Annotated in this window: 13 protein-coding genes; 6 read left to right on the top strand and 7 right to left on the bottom strand. The window is 73.8% G+C overall.

Features of this window, described 5'->3' with window-relative positions:
- Nucleotides 1-23: 23 nt before the first annotated feature.
- Together WMF44_RS27530 and WMF44_RS27525 are read right to left on the bottom strand one after the other, a co-directional pair.
- On the bottom strand, nt 24-818 hold the full coding sequence (locus tag WMF44_RS27530; protein ID WP_437293010.1) for a glycerophosphodiester phosphodiesterase: 795 nt from the start codon (nt 816-818) through the stop codon (nt 24-26).
- Nucleotides 815-1,819, bottom strand: coding sequence for a hypothetical protein (locus WMF44_RS27525; protein WP_437293009.1), 1,005 nt, complete (start codon nt 1,817-1,819; stop codon nt 815-817). The genes WMF44_RS27530 and WMF44_RS27525 overlap by 4 nt, the downstream gene beginning before the upstream one ends.
- Before the next feature lie 79 nt (nt 1,820-1,898).
- Here WMF44_RS27525 and WMF44_RS27520 point away from each other — a divergent pair, with 79 nt between their 5' ends.
- The 5 genes from WMF44_RS27520 to WMF44_RS27500 all read left to right on the top strand — a co-directional run bounded on the left by WMF44_RS27520 (nt 1,899) and on the right by WMF44_RS27500 (nt 9,584).
- The gene (locus WMF44_RS27520) at nt 1,899-2,648 is read left to right on the top strand and encodes a hypothetical protein (RefSeq protein WP_437293008.1); all 750 of its coding nucleotides are present in this window, start codon (nt 1,899-1,901) and stop codon (nt 2,646-2,648) included.
- 96 nt (nt 2,649-2,744) lie between these two features.
- Complete coding sequence (locus tag WMF44_RS27515) at nt 2,745-3,722, top strand: DNA-processing protein DprA (protein WP_437293007.1); 978 nt, start codon at nt 2,745-2,747, stop codon at nt 3,720-3,722.
- 128 nt (nt 3,723-3,850) lie between these two features.
- The gene (topA, locus tag WMF44_RS27510) at nt 3,851-6,445 is read left to right on the top strand and encodes a type I DNA topoisomerase (RefSeq protein ID WP_437293006.1); all 2,595 of its coding nucleotides are present in this window, start codon (nt 3,851-3,853) and stop codon (nt 6,443-6,445) included.
- Between the two features lie 33 nt (nt 6,446-6,478).
- A complete protein-coding gene (gene trmFO, locus WMF44_RS27505) occupies nt 6,479-7,933 on the top strand; it encodes a methylenetetrahydrofolate--tRNA-(uracil(54)-C(5))-methyltransferase (FADH(2)-oxidizing) TrmFO (RefSeq protein WP_437293005.1) in 1,455 nt (484 codons plus the stop codon).
- Nucleotides 7,934-8,090: 157 nt separating this feature from the next.
- Nucleotides 8,091-9,584 (top strand): DUF2330 domain-containing protein, encoded by a 1,494-nt coding sequence (locus WMF44_RS27500; RefSeq protein ID WP_437293004.1) that lies wholly within the window; start codon nt 8,091-8,093, stop codon nt 9,582-9,584.
- 143 nt (nt 9,585-9,727) lie between these two features.
- Here the strand turns inward: WMF44_RS27500 and WMF44_RS27495 are convergent, their stop codons facing one another.
- Nucleotides 9,728-11,134, bottom strand: coding sequence for an RNA polymerase sigma factor (locus WMF44_RS27495; RefSeq protein WP_437301620.1), 1,407 nt, complete (start codon nt 11,132-11,134; stop codon nt 9,728-9,730).
- Between the two features lie 437 nt (nt 11,135-11,571).
- Nucleotides 11,572-12,018, bottom strand: coding sequence for a hypothetical protein (locus WMF44_RS27490; RefSeq protein ID WP_437293003.1), 447 nt, complete (start codon nt 12,016-12,018; stop codon nt 11,572-11,574).
- A gap of 454 nt (nt 12,019-12,472) precedes the next feature.
- Here WMF44_RS27490 and WMF44_RS27485 point away from each other — a divergent pair, with 454 nt between their 5' ends.
- A complete protein-coding gene (locus tag WMF44_RS27485; protein WP_437293002.1) occupies nt 12,473-13,681 on the top strand; it encodes a hypothetical protein in 1,209 nt (402 codons plus the stop codon).
- 162 nt (nt 13,682-13,843) lie between these two features.
- On the opposite strand, the gene WMF44_RS27480 is transcribed toward WMF44_RS27485, so the two are convergent.
- From WMF44_RS27480 to WMF44_RS27470, 3 genes are all read right to left on the bottom strand, one after another.
- Nucleotides 13,844-14,944, bottom strand: coding sequence for a hypothetical protein (locus WMF44_RS27480; RefSeq protein ID WP_437293001.1), 1,101 nt, complete (start codon nt 14,942-14,944; stop codon nt 13,844-13,846).
- Nucleotides 14,945-15,219: 275 nt separating this feature from the next.
- On the bottom strand, nt 15,220-15,705 hold the full coding sequence (locus WMF44_RS27475) for a DUF421 domain-containing protein (RefSeq protein ID WP_437293000.1): 486 nt from the start codon (nt 15,703-15,705) through the stop codon (nt 15,220-15,222).
- A 7-nt stretch (nt 15,706-15,712) separates the two neighbouring features.
- Nucleotides 15,713-16,282 carry a hypothetical protein gene (locus tag WMF44_RS27470; protein ID WP_437292999.1) on the bottom strand — a complete coding sequence of 190 codons (570 nt, stop codon included), beginning with the start codon at nt 16,280-16,282 and terminating at the stop codon, nt 15,713-15,715.
- Nucleotides 16,283-16,586: the final 304 nt, after the last annotated feature.

The raw sequence follows: 16,586 nt of genomic DNA, 5'->3' as shown, positions 1-16,586 counted from the left end.
CCGCGCCTGTCCGACGAAGCCGGCTACGCGAGCGCGTCGCGGATGCGGCGCGGCGCGTCCGTGATGAGCCCGTCGACGCCGAGCGCCGCGAGGTCCTGCGCTTCCCGCGGGTCGTTCACGGTCCACACGTTGATCACGCGGCCCTGCCGCTTCAGGAGCGCGATGCGCTCCGGGGACGCGATCGTCCGCTCGATGTGCGCGGCGAGCGCGCCGAGCGCCGGCGCGAGGCGCACGGCCGTGTCGTGGTAGCGGCTCCGGTGCACGAGGAGCGCGCGCGGGACGGCGGGCACCAGGGCGCCGAAGGAGGCGATCATGACAGGATCGAACGACGAGACGAGCAAGGCGTGGCGCGGATCCCAGGCGCGCACGAGCCGCGCGGTCGCGAGCACGACGGCGGTGCGATCGGGCACGTCCCGCTTCATCTCGATGTTGACGGCGAGCCGAAGGCCGCGCGCGAACGCGAGCACCTCGGACAGGAGCGGCACCCGGTCGCCGCGGAGGTCGACCCGCCGGAGCTCCTCCCAGGGGAGCGCCGCGGCGGCGCGCGGGTCCGCGCCCCCGGTCACCCGCGCGAGGTCCGGGTCGTGCAGCGCCACGAGCTCGCCCGAGCCGCACACCCGCACGTCGAGCTCGATCCCGTCGGCCCCCTGCGCCGCGGCTTGCTCGAAGGCGGCGAGGGTGTTCTCCGCGGGGGCGCCCTCGCCGCGCACGCCCCGGTGCCCGAAGAGGAGCGGCGCGCGCGTGGCCGCCGCGCGTGATGACGCTGCCCGCCCCGTCTCGCGCGCGCTCCTGCGGAAGCGCTGCTCGGCCCAGGTCACCGCGCGGGCTCCCCGTCGAGCTCCTCGGCGACGGCGCGGGCCGCCTCGCGCGCGCGCTCGAGCGCGGAGAGCGGGAAGGACGCCGCGCCGACCGCCGGGTGCCCGCCCCCCTCGTAGCGGCGGCAGATGGGGGCGATGTCGCGATCGCGGGGGACGCCGCACCAGGGGTTGTAGCCGACCGAGAGCTTGTAGTGCTGCTTCTGCCGGGAGAGCGTGACCGAGTACACGCAGTCCGGGTACATCGCGTACGTCATGAACTTGCCGACCGCCTCGAGCGGCGCGTCGGAGAGGTCGACGAGCACCACGCGGCCGAGCTTCCGCGCGCCGCGCTCGATGCGCGTGACGAACGTCTGCCGCGAGACGGAGAGCGGACGCCAGAGCTCCTGGATGTCCGCCTCGCGCGCCACCTCGCTCACCGGCCGCTCGACGAGCCGGGGCACCACGGAGGCGAGGAACGGCCCGTCGCCGTGGTGCTCCACCACGGAGGCGAGCTGCATGATCGGCTCCTCCCGGCTCACGGCGGCCTCAGCCGAGGGGAAGCGCGCGGTGTCGATGAGGTCGGCCCACCGGATGAGCTCATCGGCGCCGGCCATCTCGACGCCGAAGTGATCGCGGGCGACGTCCGCGATGAGCTTCGTGCACGAGCCGTAGGCGGCGTCGTAGAAGACCTGAGGCGCGTCGCCCGCGACCTTCGCGCGCGACGCGCCGGCGAGCGCCGCGTCGCGCTCCTCGTCCGATCCGAACCCGGTGACGTGGTGGTCGAAGTACCACGTCAGCTTCTTCGTCGGCGTGTAGCGGAAGTCGAGGATCGCGTTCTCGTCGCCGTCGAGCCACGAAGGCGGGATCATCGTCATGCCCGGGCCGTACCCGCAGGAGCGGTACCGCAGCGCGAGCGGCTCGCCGGGGCGGAGCGCCTGCATCAGGCGGGTGAACAGCGCCGCGCTCGCCATGCCGTCGAAGCAGTGACCATGCGTCGCGACGACGATGTCCCTGGGTTTCATCGGGCGAGTGGGTAGCACGACCCACGGCCGGCCGCTCGCAGACCGAGCGCGGCGCGGCGGTTCTGGTAGGCTCCGCGCGGTGCGGCGCGCGCTCGCTCTCGTCGAACTCCGTCCGTTCGGGCCGGCGCGCCGCCTGCTCGCTGCGTCGCTCGCGCTCGCCGTGTCGGCGTGCGGCGGAGAGCGCGCCGAGCTCCTGCGCCCTAGCCCGCCGCCTCCGCCGGCCTCCTCGCCCGCGCCCGACGCGCCGCGGAACCCGCCGCCTCCGCGCGACGCGCCCGGGCCGGACCCGGAGGCGTCGCGCCTGTTCCTGAGCCGCGCGGCGGAGCAGCGGCCCGCGGCGAGCGCGCCGGTGCCGCGCGTGACGGCGCTCGCGCTCGCCAACACCGCGCGCGGGGAGGCGAGGGGCATGGAGCCGCTCGGCGACGTCGCGTCGCTCGCCATCGAGGAAGGGGAGAGCGCCGCGATCCCCGTGCGCGTCCCGCGCGGTGTTGACGAGTGCGCGGTGTTCATCGCGCAGGGCGGGCTCGGCGTGATCGAGGTCGACCTCTTCGTCACGAAGGGCGCGCCGCCCGCGCTCGAGATCGTCGCCCAGGACGCGGATCGCGGGCCTGTCGCGGTGATCGGCGGCCGGGGAGCGTGTTTCTCGGCGCCCGGCGCCGCGCCGCTCGCCGTGGAGCTCCACGCGCAGGTGCGGCGCGGCGCGGGCGTCGTGCTCGTCCAGGGCTTCCGCGGCGCGCGCCCGGCCCCGCCGCCCGGCGCCGCGCCGCCCGGCGCGACCCCGCCTGACACGGCGCCGCCGAGCGCCGCGCCTCGCGCGCCGCCCCGGTAGCGCGGCGACCGCGCAGGGAGCGGGCGGCCGCGCGCTCCTCGCGCCGCGATCCTCATTTCGCGCAACTCGTCCCGGGCGTCGGTCGACACGCCGCGTATGGCGTCGATCGAGATCCAGCCCGCAGATCCCTCCTACCCCGCGCAGCTCTGGGCCCTCGTGACGGAGACCGAGGCCGCGCCGCCGACGCTCTACCTCCGCGGCGCGCTCCCGGCGTGCCCGGGCGTCGCGATCGTCGGGACGCGCGCCGCGAGCGACGAGGCGCTCCGGTTCACCCGCGCGCTCGCCGCGGCGCTCGGCGAGGCGGGCTTCTCGATCTGGTCGGGCGGCGCGCGCGGCGTCGACGCGGCCGCGCACGAGGGCGCGCTCGACGCGCGCGCGCCGACGGTCGTCGTCGGCGGCGGCGGCCACGCGCGCCCGTACCCGCGCGAGCACGCGGCGCTGTTCGCGCGCGTCCTCGCCGCGGGCGGCGCGCTGCTCGCGCGCGTCCCCGACGACACGCCGCCGCTGCCGGCGCTGTTCCTCCAGCGCAACGCGGTCCTCGCCGCGCTCACGCTCGCGACCGTCGTGGTCGAGGCGGGGGTCGAGAGCGGCGCCCGCTCCGCCGCCGCCGCGGCCCGCCGCCTCGGCCGCCACCTCTGCGTCGTCCCCCACGCCCCGTGGAGCCCGCGCGGCGTGGGCTGCGCGCTGGAGCTCGTCTCCGGCGCGCGCCCCATCACGCGCGCGGCCGACGTCATCGACGTCCTCGGCGGGCAGGCGCCGCCGCCCCGCGCCCGACGCCGCGCGCGGCGCTCGGCGCGCAACAGGTCGCCCGGCGGGGGCACGCTGCCGCTCCCGGAGGCCGCCTTCGGGGCGCGGACGGGCGTTTTGCCCGAGGAAAATGGGCCACCTCCGTCGATGAGCGCGGCCGAGCGCGCCGTCCTCGACGCCCTGGACGCCCGGCCGGCGCACGTGGATGAGGTCTGCGAGAGGACGGGGCTTCCGCCCAGACGCGCCGTGGAGGCACTCTTGACGTTGACGCTCCAGGCCGTAGTAGTAGAGGGGCCCGCCGGGTTGTTTCGGCGGGCTCTTCGTTGAAGGGGCGCGCCGGCTCACCCTGCCCAGTGCGGTTTCCGGGTGGCCGCCTCCTCGCGGGGGGGCCTCCCTCGCACCGAAGGGCGCCCTTCAATCCTCACAAGCCCGATCTCGTTGCTCAGAAGGTGGTGATGGCCAAGACGCTCGTCATCGTGGAGTCGCCGGCGAAGGCGAAGACCATCAAGAAATATCTCGGCAACGGGTACGAGGTGTTCGCCTCGAAGGGGCACGTCAAGGACCTGCCCAAGAAGCAGAACGCCGTCGACGTGCAGAACGATTTTGCCGAGACCTACGAGGTCATCGAGGGCAAGGAGAAGGTCCTGGAGGAGCTGAAGTCCGCCGCGAAGAAGGCGGACGAGGTGCTCCTGGCGACCGACCCCGATCGCGAAGGGGAGGCGATCGCGTTCCACATCTCGGAGGAGATCAAGAACCCGAAGCTGAAGGTGGCGCGGGTCGAGTTCCACGAGATCACGAAGAAGGGGGTCGACCACGGCGTCCACAACCCCCGCAAGCTCGACGAGAACCTGTACGACGCGCAGCGGGCGCGGCGCGTGCTCGATCGCATCGTCGGCTACGACGTGTCGGCGCTCGTCTGGTCGAAGCTCGCGTTCGGCCTGTCGGCGGGGCGGGTGCAGTCGGTCGCGCTGCGGCTCATCGTGGACCGCGAGCGCGAGGTCGAGGCGTTCGTCCCGGAGGAGTACTGGAACATCGCGGTCGGCCTCGGCGCGGCGAGCCCGCCGCAGCGCGCCCCGTTCGTGGCGAAGCTCGCCTCCGCCGACGGCAAGAAGCTCGAGGTGACGAACGGCGAGGTCGCCGGGAAGGTGCGCGCCGATCTCGAGACCGCGCGCTACAAGGTGGCGAAGGTCGTGCGGCGCGAGCAGAAGCGCAACCCGCCCGCGCCGTACACCACCTCGAAGCTCCAGCAGGACGCGACGAACTACCTGCACTTCGGCGCCAAGCGGACGATGCAGATCGCCCAGGCGCTCTACGAGGGCATCGACCTCAAGCGCGACGGCGGCCCGGTCGGCCTCATCACGTACATGCGTACCGACTCGACGCGCGTCAGCGACGACGCGATCGCCGAGGTGCGCGGCGTGGTCGCGAAGCGGTACGGCAAGGAGTTCGTCCCCGAGCGCCCGAACGTCTACAAGTCGAAGAAGAACGCGCAGGACGCGCACGAGGCGATCCGGCCGACGAGCGTCGAGATCCACCCGGACTCGATCAAGAAGCACCTCAAGGACGAGCAGTACAAGCTGTACAAGCTCATCTGGAACCGCTTCGTCGCCTCGCAGATGACCCCGGCGGTGTACGACCGCACGACGCTCGAGATCGACGTCGCGCCGACGGTCGCGGCGCCCGCGTACCGGAGCTACCTCGCCCGGGCGACAGGGCGGATCCTCAAGTTCGCCGGCTGGCTGCAGGTGACCGAGGGCCAGCAGGAGTTCGCCGGCGAGGAGGAGAGCGCAGGCGCCGCCGCGGAGGGCGGCGCCGCCGCGCCGGCGCCCGAGGCGACCGCCGCCGAGGCGGAGCGCGCGGCGCCGGGGCCCTCGGCCGAGGAGGACTCGGAGGCGCTCCTGCCCGACATGAAGGAGGGCGAGGCGCTCTCCGTGTCGCCCCCGGGGGTCATCACCGACCAGAAGTTCACGCAGCCGCCGCCCCGCTACAACGAGGGCTCGCTCGTGCGCGAGCTGGAGAAGCGCGGCATCGGCCGCCCGTCGACGTACGCCGAGATCATCAGCAAGGTGCAGCAGCGCGCGTACGTCGAGAAGCGGGACGGCGGCGCGTTCCAGCCGACGCTCCTCGGGAAGTTCGTGGTCGACGGCCTCGTCCGGTCGAACCTCGACATCATGGATCCGAACTTCACGGCGCAGATGGAGGAGGAGCTCGACGCCGTCGGTGCCGGCAGCCTGAAGCGCGAGCAACTGCTCAAGAGCTTCTACAAGAAGTTCAGGGAGCAGCTCGACAAGTCGAAGAAGCTCGCGCCGTGGAAGCCCGAGGCCGAGAAGACCGACATCGTCTGCGACGAGTGCGGGTCGATGATGCTCAAGAAGTGGGGCAAGAACGGCTGGTTCTTGAGCTGCGAGCGCTACCCGAAGTGCAAGGCGACGCGCGACCTGTCCGACGCGCGGGGGACCGCCGCCGTCCGCGAGACCGACATCTCGTGCGACAAGTGCGGGAAGCCGATGATCATCAAGACGGGCCGCTTCGGCGACTTCCTGTCGTGCACCGGGTACCCGGCCTGCAAGAACACGCGCCCGGTCCCGCTCGGCGTCGCGTGCCCGAGCTGCGGCGGCGATCTCATCGAGATCCGGCCGCGCAAGAAGGGCGGGCGCACCTTCTACGGCTGCTCCAACTGGAACGCCGAGCAGAAGTGCGAGTTCAAGCTCTGGCAGAAGCCGGTGCCGGTCCCGTGCCCGCAGTGCGGCGCGAAGTTCGTCACGCGCACCGCCGGCAAGAAGGCGATGCTCGTCTGCGCGACGAAGGACTGCGGCTTCAAGCAGGAGATCGTCGAGGGGGAAGGGGAGGACGGCGCCGCCGACGGCACCGCCACCCCGGACGCCGCGGCGGTCGTCGCGAGCGCCGCCCCGGCGCCGGCCGCCCGGCCCGCGCCGGCGGAGCCCACGCCAGCCGGCCGGCCCGAGGCCGCGCCAGAGGGCGCTGGCGCGGCCCAGGGGGCCGCCGAAAAGCCGGCGCGGGCCGTGCGCGCCCGCCGCACGGCGAGCTAAGAAGCCCGCGAGACCCCCACCCTGGTGAGCTGTATGAACGGAGCGGAGAGCCCGCACGACGTCGTCGTCGTCGTCGGGGGCGGCCTGGCCGGTTGCGAGGCGGCGTACCAGCTCGCGCAGCGCGGGCTGCGCGTGCGCCTCGTCGAGATGAAACCTCACCGGCGCACGCCTGCGCAGACGAGCGATCGGCTGGCCGAGCTCGTGTGCTCGAACTCGCTGCGCGGCGCCGCGCTGAGCAACGCGGTGGGGCTCCTCAAGGAAGAGCTCCGGCGCGTGGGCTCGCTCGCCTTGCGGTGCGCCGACGAGACCTCGGTGCCGGCCGGCGGCGCGCTGGCGGTCGACCGCGAGCGGTTCGCCGAGGCGATGACGCGGGCGATCGAGGCCCACCCCCGGATCACCGTCGAGCACCGGGAGGTGACGGAGATCCCCGCCGAGCGGCCCGTGATCCTCGCGACGGGGCCGCTCACCTCCGACGCCCTCGCGGCGAGCCTCGCCGCAGCCGTCGGCGCCGAGCACCTCGCCTACTACGACGCGATCGCGCCGATCGTCAGCGCCGACTCGATCGACTGGTCGCGCGTGTGGAAGCAGTCGCGCTACGGCAAGGGGGGCGCCGTCCGCGGCGACCGGGGCGCGCAGCGGGAGCAAACCGCGCCGCCGGACCGGGCCGCGCAGCGGGAGCAAACCGCGCCGCCGGAGGACGCGGCCGAGCGCCGCGACGACGCCGAGGCCGGCGACGAGGCGTACGTGAACTGCCCCTTCGACGAGGCGCAGTACAAGGCGTTCGTCCAGGCCCTCGTCGCGTCGGAGAAGGTGGAGGCCCGCGCCTTCGAGGAGGTGCGCTACTTCGAGGGGTGCCTGCCCTGCGAGGTGATGGCGGCGCGCGGCGAGCAGACGCTCTCGTTCGGGCCGATGAAGCCGGTGGGGCTCACCGATCCGCGCACCGGCCGGCGCCCCTACGCGGTGCTCCAGCTGCGCCCGGAGGACGAGGCGGCGACGGCGTACAACCTGGTCGGGTTCCAGACGCGCATGAAGTACGCAGAGCAGCTGCGGGTGTTCCGGATGGTGCCCGGCCTCGAGGAGGCCGAGTTCCTCCGCATGGGCTCCGTGCACCGCAACACCTTCGTCGACGCGCCGGCGCTCCTCGGCCCCGCGATGGAGCTCCGCGCGCTGCCGGGCGTGCACCTGGCCGGCCAGATCGCGGGCGTCGAGGGCTACGTGGAGAGCGCCGCGGCGGGGTTCGTGTGCGCCGTCCTCCTCGCGCAGCAGCTGCGGAACGAGCCGCTCCGGCCGCCGCCGCCCACGACGGCGCTCGGCGGCATCCTCACGCACCTCGGCCGGAAGCAGCCCACGTATCAGCCGTCCAACATCACCTGGGCGCACATCGCGCCGCTCGATCCAGCGCACGGCAAGCTGCGCAAGCGCGCCCGCTACGAGGTGATGGCCGAGCGCGCCCTCCGCGACCTCGACGCGTGGTGGGCCGCGGGCTGACGGCGGCTCGCGGCGCTCCCGCATGGCGCGCGGCGCGCCAATCGTGCCCGGGCTGCCCGCCGCGCGCGGGCTTGGATAGCCTGGCGGTGGTGCGCCGCGCGCCGCCCGCGCGCCTCGAGAGCCCGCCCGCGCGGACCCGCGCCCATGGAGGTAGCCGATGAAACTTCGCTTGTTCGCGCTCCTTGCGCTCGCCGTTCCTTCCGCGACGCTCCTGTCATCACCGCGCGAGGCGCTCGCCTGCGGCGGGTGCTTCGCCCCGCCCACCGAGACGACGGTCGTCAACGCGCACCGGATGGTGCTCTCCGTGTCGCCCGTCCAGTCGGTGCTCTGGGATCAGATCCAGTACTCCGGCGATCCGAGCGCGTTCGGGTGGGTGCTCCCGGTGAAGCGCGGAGCGATCCTCGAGGAAGGCTCGGACGCCTGGTTCGAGACGCTCGAGGCGGCCACGTCGGTGCGCATCACCGCGCCGAGCTCCACCTGCGCCCGCAGCGGCGGGGGCTGCGGCTCGACCCTCGGCTCCGCGGACGCGGCGGGGGAGGCGTTCGGCGGCGGCGATCACGTCACCGTGCTCCACCGCGGCACCGTCGGTCCGTACGACACCGTGACGCTCGCGACCGACACGCCCGGCGTGCTGAACGCGTGGTTCGACAGGAACGGCTTCAACGTGGACGAGTCGACGCAGCCGATCATCGACGCCTATGTCGACGAGGGCTTCGACTTCATCGCCATCAGGCTCCAGCCGGGCAAGGACGTGAAGGAGATGACGCCGGTGCGGGTCGTCACGCCGGGGGCGAACGCCGCGCTCCCGCTCCGGATGGTCGCCGCCGGGACGGGCGCGAACGTCGCGATCACCCTCTTCACCATCAGCGAGGCGCGGCTCGCCCCCGAGGGGTTCGCGGCCGCGGCCGTCCCCATCGACCTCCTCGCGTGGGACTTCGCCTCGCAGGAGTCGAACTACGGCGTGCTCCGCGAGAAGGCGATCGCGGCGGCCGACGGCGGCCGCGCGTTCCTCACCTCCTACGCGCAGCAGGGGTCGCTGTTCTCGCCCGTCTCGAGCCCCGGGGCGCCGTTCGGCGTGCGCTACACGACGAGCGGCTCGACCACCCCGGTCGACACGATCGCCGCCGCGTTCGCCCAGCAGGGGTTCGCCAACGGCGAGACCGGCGAGGTCCAGGACGCCGCGTGCGCCGTGCGCTTCGCCGAGATCGCGACAGAGAGCCGCGCCGTGGCGAACCCGTGCCCGGCCGGCGTCCCGCTGTCGGATCCGAGCTGCGGGGAGGTCGCCGCAGGCCAGATCGACGCGCGCGAGCTCGCGTGCGGGGCGCTCGACGACCTCGCGATCGCGATGGTCGGCCTGCACCCGAAGGACGTCTGGCTGACGCGTCTCGAGGCGAACCTGCCGCGCGCCGCGCTCGACACGGACCTCGTCCTGAGCCCCGCGCCGCAGGAGCGGGTCGACAACTGGCTGCGCGCCCGCGTCAGCGTCCACGCCGACGTGCTCTGCGGCGGGGCGACCCCGGTCCTCGACGGCGATCGCCCCTCGCGGACCCGCGGGCAGGGCACGCTCGTCGGCATGACGCTCGGCGCCCTCGCCCTCGCGGCGGCGATCGCCCGGCGCGGCGCGCGCCGCCTCGCCTCCCGCCCGGCCTGACCGGCGTCTCTCGGCGTCGCGTTCGCGCCGTTCTTCGACGTCGAGCGGCTGCGCGACCTGCAGCGTGAGCAGGGCGGCGCCGGATCGAGGCGCTGAGGAGCGAGGCAGCGCCGGCGTTCGCCGGGCGCGGCGTGCCTGGGTCCTCACCGGCCGTTCATGGCCGCGTCGATGGCGCGGAGAAACATGCTGTCAGGGAAGGCCGCGCGGAACCGCTCGGCTCGCGCGTCGGCGTCGGCGCGCCGCCCGGCCTCGATGAGGGCCTGGATGGCCAGCGCCTCGCGCTGCTCGGCTCTCGGGCTGCGCGGATGGTTCCGTGCGTGCAGGGCCAGCACGTCGAGCGCTCCTGTCGCGTTCCCTTCGCTGAGCGCAAGGACGGCGCTGCTGAGCAAGGCGCTCTCCTCGGTCGCGTCGTGCTCGCCGGGCGGGGCGGCCTTGCGAGAGGGGGCGCGTGACGGCGCCGCGGCCGCCACGTCCACGGCCCCCGGGGGCCCGGCGTCCATGACGGCGTCGGCCACGACGAGCCCGCCCGCGGCGCGCTCGCCGACGGCGTCGGCCACGACGAGCCCGCCCGTGGCGCGCCCGCCGCGCCCTGCCCCGGTGCGCTCGGCTCGGTCGGACGCGGCGCCTTCGTCCTCGGCGCTGATGGACACCACCTCGGCGCTGACGGACACCGCTGGCGCCGCGGCAGGCGGCGCGAACGCGGCATAGACCACGACGGCGCCCGTCCCGGCTCCCCCGAGGAACAGCGCCACGCCTGCCTTGATGAGCCTGGATCGCGCGATCGTGACGACCGGCGGCGTGCGCTTCTCCCCGGTAGCGCCGGCGGCCTCCACCGCGTTCCCGGGACGGCGCTGGTGGGACGACGAGGCGCCTGCATGGGGCTGCGCCGCAGGGCCGCCGTGGAGGCCGTCCGTGCCGCGGGCGAGCCCTCCGGTCGAGGCGAGCGACCGCTGAAGCCGCGCCCACAGCGGTCCGGCGAGCTCCTGCGAAACGCCGATCCGGACCCTGCTTGCGTCGAGCAGCATGGGCCTGTCGGCCAGGGTGAACGGCACCAGGGCGAAGCGCAGGCCGCGAAGGCCGAGCGCGTCCGGGTCCCGTGCGGAGAGCCGTTTGACCGCGGCCGTGAACTCGTTGCGGGCGCGCCTCAGCCGATCCCATGCCGTGTTCACGGAGATCTGGAGTGCCTGGGCGATATCGTGCATGTCGCAGCCATCGAGGTCGTAGAGCACGAACACCGCACGTCGTTCCTTCTCGATGTGCTGGATGAGCTCGCGGACGATGCGCTGGGTCTCGGCCTGCGCGACCCGGCGCTCCGCGTCGAGCCCGGGGTCCGCGAGCTCGACGGGCTCGGCGCCGTCGAACTCGAGCAGCTCCCGCTGGTTCCGCGCGAGCTCCCGGTGGCGGAGGGCGACGTGCGCGCTGATGCCCGCGACCCACGATTTGAGCGACCGGCGAGGCACATGGTCCTCGAGGCGCCGGTGAACGACGAGAAACACCTCGTGAGCGACATCGTGAAGATCCCGAGACGCGACGCCGAGCCTCCAGAGCACTGCGAGGACGTACGGGAACAAGGTCTGGTAGACCTCCTCGAACGAGGGCTTCGGGGAAGACCCGATGGCGGGCGCAGAATCACGACCGGGTGCGGTGGCGGGCTCCGGCGCGGGCGCGAGCGCCGCCTCTGGAGCGGGTGCAGGTGCCGCCGCCGGGGCGGGCGGAGGGGCGAGGGCGGGCGCAGGAGGGGACGCGGGGCGTGGTCGGGGTTCTTTCATGGATAGGTAGTCCGGCGAGGCGGCCCGGCTCGTTGCGAAATCGTACAAGGGCTCGACGCGACCGGCCGAGCGGGCCCGAGCGGGGACCGAGAGGAGGCCTCGCCCCGGCGCCGGTGTCACCGAGCGGCGCCCGCACTGAAACCGCAGCCTCGATGAGGCGAGCCTTTCGGCCAGCGCCCTCCTGGCACGACGCAGCCGGCTTGCGGCGGAGTTGGGGTTCATGCGGCGCTTTCGTGCCCAGGCCACGAGGCTGAGGCGCCCGGCCGCCGCGAGGAGGATATCGCGATGGCCCCTGGGCAGCGCGGCGACCTCGCGGAGCGCGGCGCGGGCGAGGAGCGCTCCTTCATCTCGACGTGCGCCTGGCCGGCGGGCGCGAGGGGCGCGCCGAGCAGGATCTCGCAACGAACATGGGCCCTGTCCCGGTAATGGGACACCTGGTGCCAGACGACGCCGTGCAACCAGGCGCGCAGCGCGTGGCGCGGGTGCCGCAGCGGGTCCGGGCGGTACCTGCGCGCTCGGATGGCTTTCCAGGCGCCGAGGAGCACCGTCTGGAGGAGATCGTCTCGATCGCGGGCGGGAACGTGGAGGGCGCGGAGCAGGAGGGCGACGAACGGCCGCTCGGCCCAGAGGACCTCGATCGAGGGTGAGGCTACCGGGTGGAGCACCGCTTTCGGCGCGCTGCGTGCGCGACGGCGCGTCCGGGCTCCCGGCGCATCGGTGGACGGGCGGCGGGCTTCCCGCCGGGGAGGGATCGGCAATGGGGTCTTCATCGGAGCGGAGTCCGGGACTGCCCCGCTTCTCGTTGCACAATCGACGGGCCAGCGTACCCGGGGGTGCCAGAGCGCGCGTTCTGGGGGCAGGCGGGGGACGGGTGCACGACGAGGACAGGTCGACCCCTCGCGAAGGGGCGATGTGCGCTGTCGGCTGGCGAAAAAATGAGAAAAATATCTCGCTCTACGTAATGCGATCGAACGTGGGTGGTCTGCCCGGGGTTGGTCTGGCGGCGCCCTTGGGTTCCCTGGTAACGTGGCCGCACTTACGGCGGCGCGCCGTCAGCGGCGCCGCAGATCATGAGGAGCGGCGATGGCGACGCGGGCGCGACGTTGGCAGCGTGAGATCGTGGCGGTTTGTTGTGCGAGCGCGCTCGGGCTCGGTGTCGCGTCCAGCGGGTGCGGGACGCCGACGACGTACTTCTGCCCCTGGGATGAGGATGAAGGACCCAAGGGAACGCCTTGTGAAGCGACGGAGCCCCCCGATGCCGGCGGAGCTGGCGGGTGTGGCGGCGGTGGCGGCGATGGCGGCGATGCCTGCGCGGCCGAGGACGACACGGACGCCGCCATCGCGTCCGATTTCGGCGATCTGATCCCGTCAGTAGAGGTCTGCGCAGGGCAGTGCGTACCGAAGGAGCCGCTCGGGTGGTCCGAGCCGGCGCTGCTCTGGATCGGCTCTCCTGATGCCGTGCCGAGCTGCCCTGCGACCGCTCCGAGCGTCGGCTACGAGGGCTACGCGGATTTCGCGGCTCCAGCCCCGCACCAGTGCCCCGCCTGCGCGTGCGACCCGCCGGAGGCGACATGCGAGGTGCCGGCGGAATGGAGCGCCTACGCCAGCTTCCCTTGCGGCGGCCCCGAGGCTCCCGCGATCTCATTCGCTGCCCCGGAGGGGTGGGACGGGACCTGCACCTCAGCGAATGCCGTCGAGGCCGGACGGACCTGCGATGGCGCCCCGTGCGTGCAGTCGCTCGCGATCCAGGCGCCTCGCGTCGTCTCCGCAGGTTGCGCACCGAGGGTCGCCGAGGTGCCAGAGAGCCCCGACGAGTTCGCGACGACGGGGAGCTTCGCGATCGTCGCCCGGGCGTGCACCGGAAACGCGTCCCCCCCGTGCGCGGATCCGGGCATGACCTGCACGCCGGCACCGCCGAGCGGTGACGCCGCGCCGCCGGAGGGGTTTCTCACGTGCATCCACCACGAGGGAGAGCAGGACTGCCCCGCCACGTACCCGGACCGATACGTTTTCTATGCCGGCGTCGAGGACACCCGCGGCTGCGCTCCTTGCGGCCGCACGGAGCCCACCGGAGCGACCTGCAGCGTCCTGGCCTCCGCGTTCAGCGACGAAGGGTGCTCGCAGCTCGTTGCGGCCCAGGTGATCACGGCCGCCGCCCCCGACTGCGGGACGGTCGCGACCGGCACGGCGCTCGGAAGCAAGTCGGTGAGCGTCGTCAGCCTTGACCCCGGACGATGCGAAGCGTTCGGCGGCGAGCCGGTCGGCAGCATCGCGCCGACCGCGGCGGCGACGTTCTGCTGTCATCGCACCAGCGCTGTACCGGCCTGAGTCGACGGCTCGTTCCGCATGGGACGCGGCAGCAACCTCTCACGGAGGTGGCAGGCCGCGAAGGACGCGCCTGCGACCCCAGCGCGCCGCACGCGCTCGCAACCCCCGCATGGAAATCGCTCCCGCGCGCGCGTCCGATGCTTCGCGAAACCGCACGAAGGTTTAGAAGAAAGCGATCAGACGGAGCGCCACGGCCTCCGAGATGGGCGCGGCGGACCACCCTTCGCCATCGATTGGCCGAAAGTGCGGCCGAAGCATGTTGACCAAGAGGTCTCCGCTGAGCTGCCCGGCGAGGCGAGCCGAAAGCGGCGCCTCCAGCCCCGCACGAAACCCGAGCGCTGCGTAGGGCACTGCGCGCTCTCTGGCGGTGCTTTCCCTGACGTGCCACACCCCGCCTGCCGTGGCGAGGGCGCAGCCGAAGAACCAGTCCGCGTGGCCGCAGGGAACCAGCGAGCCGCCCAGCCCCGACACCTCAATGATCCTCCCGTGGTAGGGCTCAGTGTCGATCGGAAGATCCCCGCGGGCCTCCAGCGAGAGCGAGAACCTCTCCCAGCGGAGACCGGCGACCCCCGAGAACCCGACCGCCACGGAGGGCGCCACGCCGGCGCCGAGCAGGACCCCGGCGCCCACCTGAAGGCGAGGGCGCTCCGGCGGCGGCCCCGGGCGCGGAGCGAGTCGGGCTGGCGCAGCGACGGGGCGGGGCGGCTCCGAGGCCGGCGCCTCGGGCGGCGCGTCCGGTGGGGTGGGTCGAGCGGCCTCCCCCGGCGCCGGCGGAGGCGACGCTGCGTGGGGCGGCGCGCTCGGCGAGACGGATGGAGCGGCCTCCCCCGGCGCCGTCGGGGTCGGCGGCCCTGAGGGCGGCGTGGGAGCGCCCCCCGGTGCAGGCCGTGGTGGCAGGAACGGGCGCATGAAGATGCTGAGGGAGAGGCCGATGTGCTGCACGAGCACGCCGCAGACCGGGTTCGAGAGCTCCTGGCGGCCGAGCTCCCGGCCATCGCGGTCATGGAGCACGATCTCTCCCTGGAACACCGTCCCCTTGCGCTGGACGACGACCTCGATGTGCCGCGCACCGTCGTGAACGAACGGGTCGACCCCGGCGAGCTGGCTGGCGACGATCGCCCGGAGGCTCGGCTCCTCGAGGCACCCCTCGGCGCCAGGCCCCCGCGTGTAGGACAGCCGCGCGCCGCGCTGCGCGCCCTGCGCGAGCGCCGCGGGCGCCGCCAGGAAGAGCGAGGCGGCGAGCGACAGCACGGCGCGATTCATCCTCCGGATCCGGTTGCGGGCGAGCGCGAGGCGGACATGAGCGGAGCTCCCTCCTCTGTACTATTTACGATGTCCGGCAAGGTCCTCCGGATCGTTGCGAAATCGTGCGCCGGAGCCGAAGAAAGAACGAGCCGGCGAGGCGCCGTCCGTGCGCCGATTCGGCCGGAGGCCCCGGCCGCCGCGCCGGGCTGAGAGCCTCCGCGGCGCCGGGCGCCCGCGCCGCTCACCCCCTCGGACAGCAGCCGCCCGCGCCTCCCGCCCGGCCTGACCGCCGCTCACACGCCTTCGTCCCGCGTCCTGGCCGGGGAGACGGGCAGGCCGTGGCCCTGCTCCGGGACGATGGTGAGAGCGCCGTCCGCCTCCAGGATGGCCCATCGCACCTGGGAGAAGCGCTCCAGCCCGCTCTTGTGCATCTCGGACAGGATCTCCTCCGGCTGGATCCGCTCGCGATTGCACGCCTCCTCCAGGATACGGCCCTTCGCGACCAGCACCGTGGGCGAGCCGTCGATGACCTCGGACGCCTTCGGGAAGAGGTGCGTCAGGAGGGACGTCAGGAACACGAGCACGAGGACGGTGGACACGCCCGCGAGCGCGTTCGCGAGCGACGCCTCGCGCACGAGAGCCTGAGAGACGATCTCGGGGATCAGCATGAGCGTGACGAGCTCGAACGGCGACATCGAGCTGAGCTCGCGCTTGCCGAGCACGCGGAACGCGGCGGCGAGGAACACATAAACGAAGGCGACGCGGGCGACGGTCTCCATGGTGATCTCACGGGAAGATGAACGTGCGGAGCGGCACGTGGACGCCGCGCTCCTCACCGCACGACAGGGTCGCGTTGCCCGAGGCGAGCCAGCTGCGCTCGCCGCGGAGCTCGACGTCGATCCGGCGGCGCTCGCCGGGCGCGAGGTCGCCCAGCGCGAAGCGCCCGAACGCCGCCTCCAGAGGCGTTGTGTGGTGCTCCTCGAAGCTGTCCAGGTACGCCTCGTCGATCGTGAGGGCGGCCGCCCGGCAGGGTTCGCCCGCCGTGTTCTCCACGTCGAACGTGACCCGCTCTATGTCGCGGAAGCGCATCCGCTCGGGGTAGGCGACGCGCAGCGTGAGCCCCTGCGCCGTCGCCTCGCGCGTCCCCCGCGCGTGCATGAACAAGGCGCTCGCGGCCACGCAGGCGAGCGCGAGCGCGCCGATCGCGTGCAGAGGATCCAGGGCGAGCCGGCGCCGCAGGGGCGGCGCGGACGGCGGTGTGGGCTCGGGCTCGGACGGCGCCCGGCGTGACCTGGTGCGCGTCCGGGCGGGCCGAGGAGCGGAGAGCTCGCGGGCGGCGGGGATCATCGCGCCCACGCCGTTCAAGACTGGTGCCGCGGCCCGCTCGCGCCCGCGCGGCCCGCTCGCGCCCGCGCGGCCCGCTCGCGAGGGCGGCCGCTGCGCCGGAGAGGCCGCTTGCCCCGCAGGCGCCGCGGACGGCGCCGTGGGCGTGGCGCTTTGCCACGTGGTGAGCCTCCTGTTGCTGACTTCCCCGCGCGATCGCGCCCTGGCAATGTGGCACACGGGCTGCTTGAGCCACGGCGGTGAGGGCGCGCGGGCCCCTGTGGCAATCGAGCTGCAGCCGCCCGGCGTTCGGGACTCGACATGACCTGCTCGGCGC

The organism is Sorangium sp. So ce426, from assembly GCF_051475585.1.
Lineage (GTDB): Bacteria > Myxococcota_A > Polyangia > Polyangiales > Polyangiaceae > Sorangium > Sorangium cellulosum_B.
The sequence above is the reverse complement of the archived record's forward strand: the minus strand, read 5'-3'. Positions and strand labels throughout refer to the sequence as shown.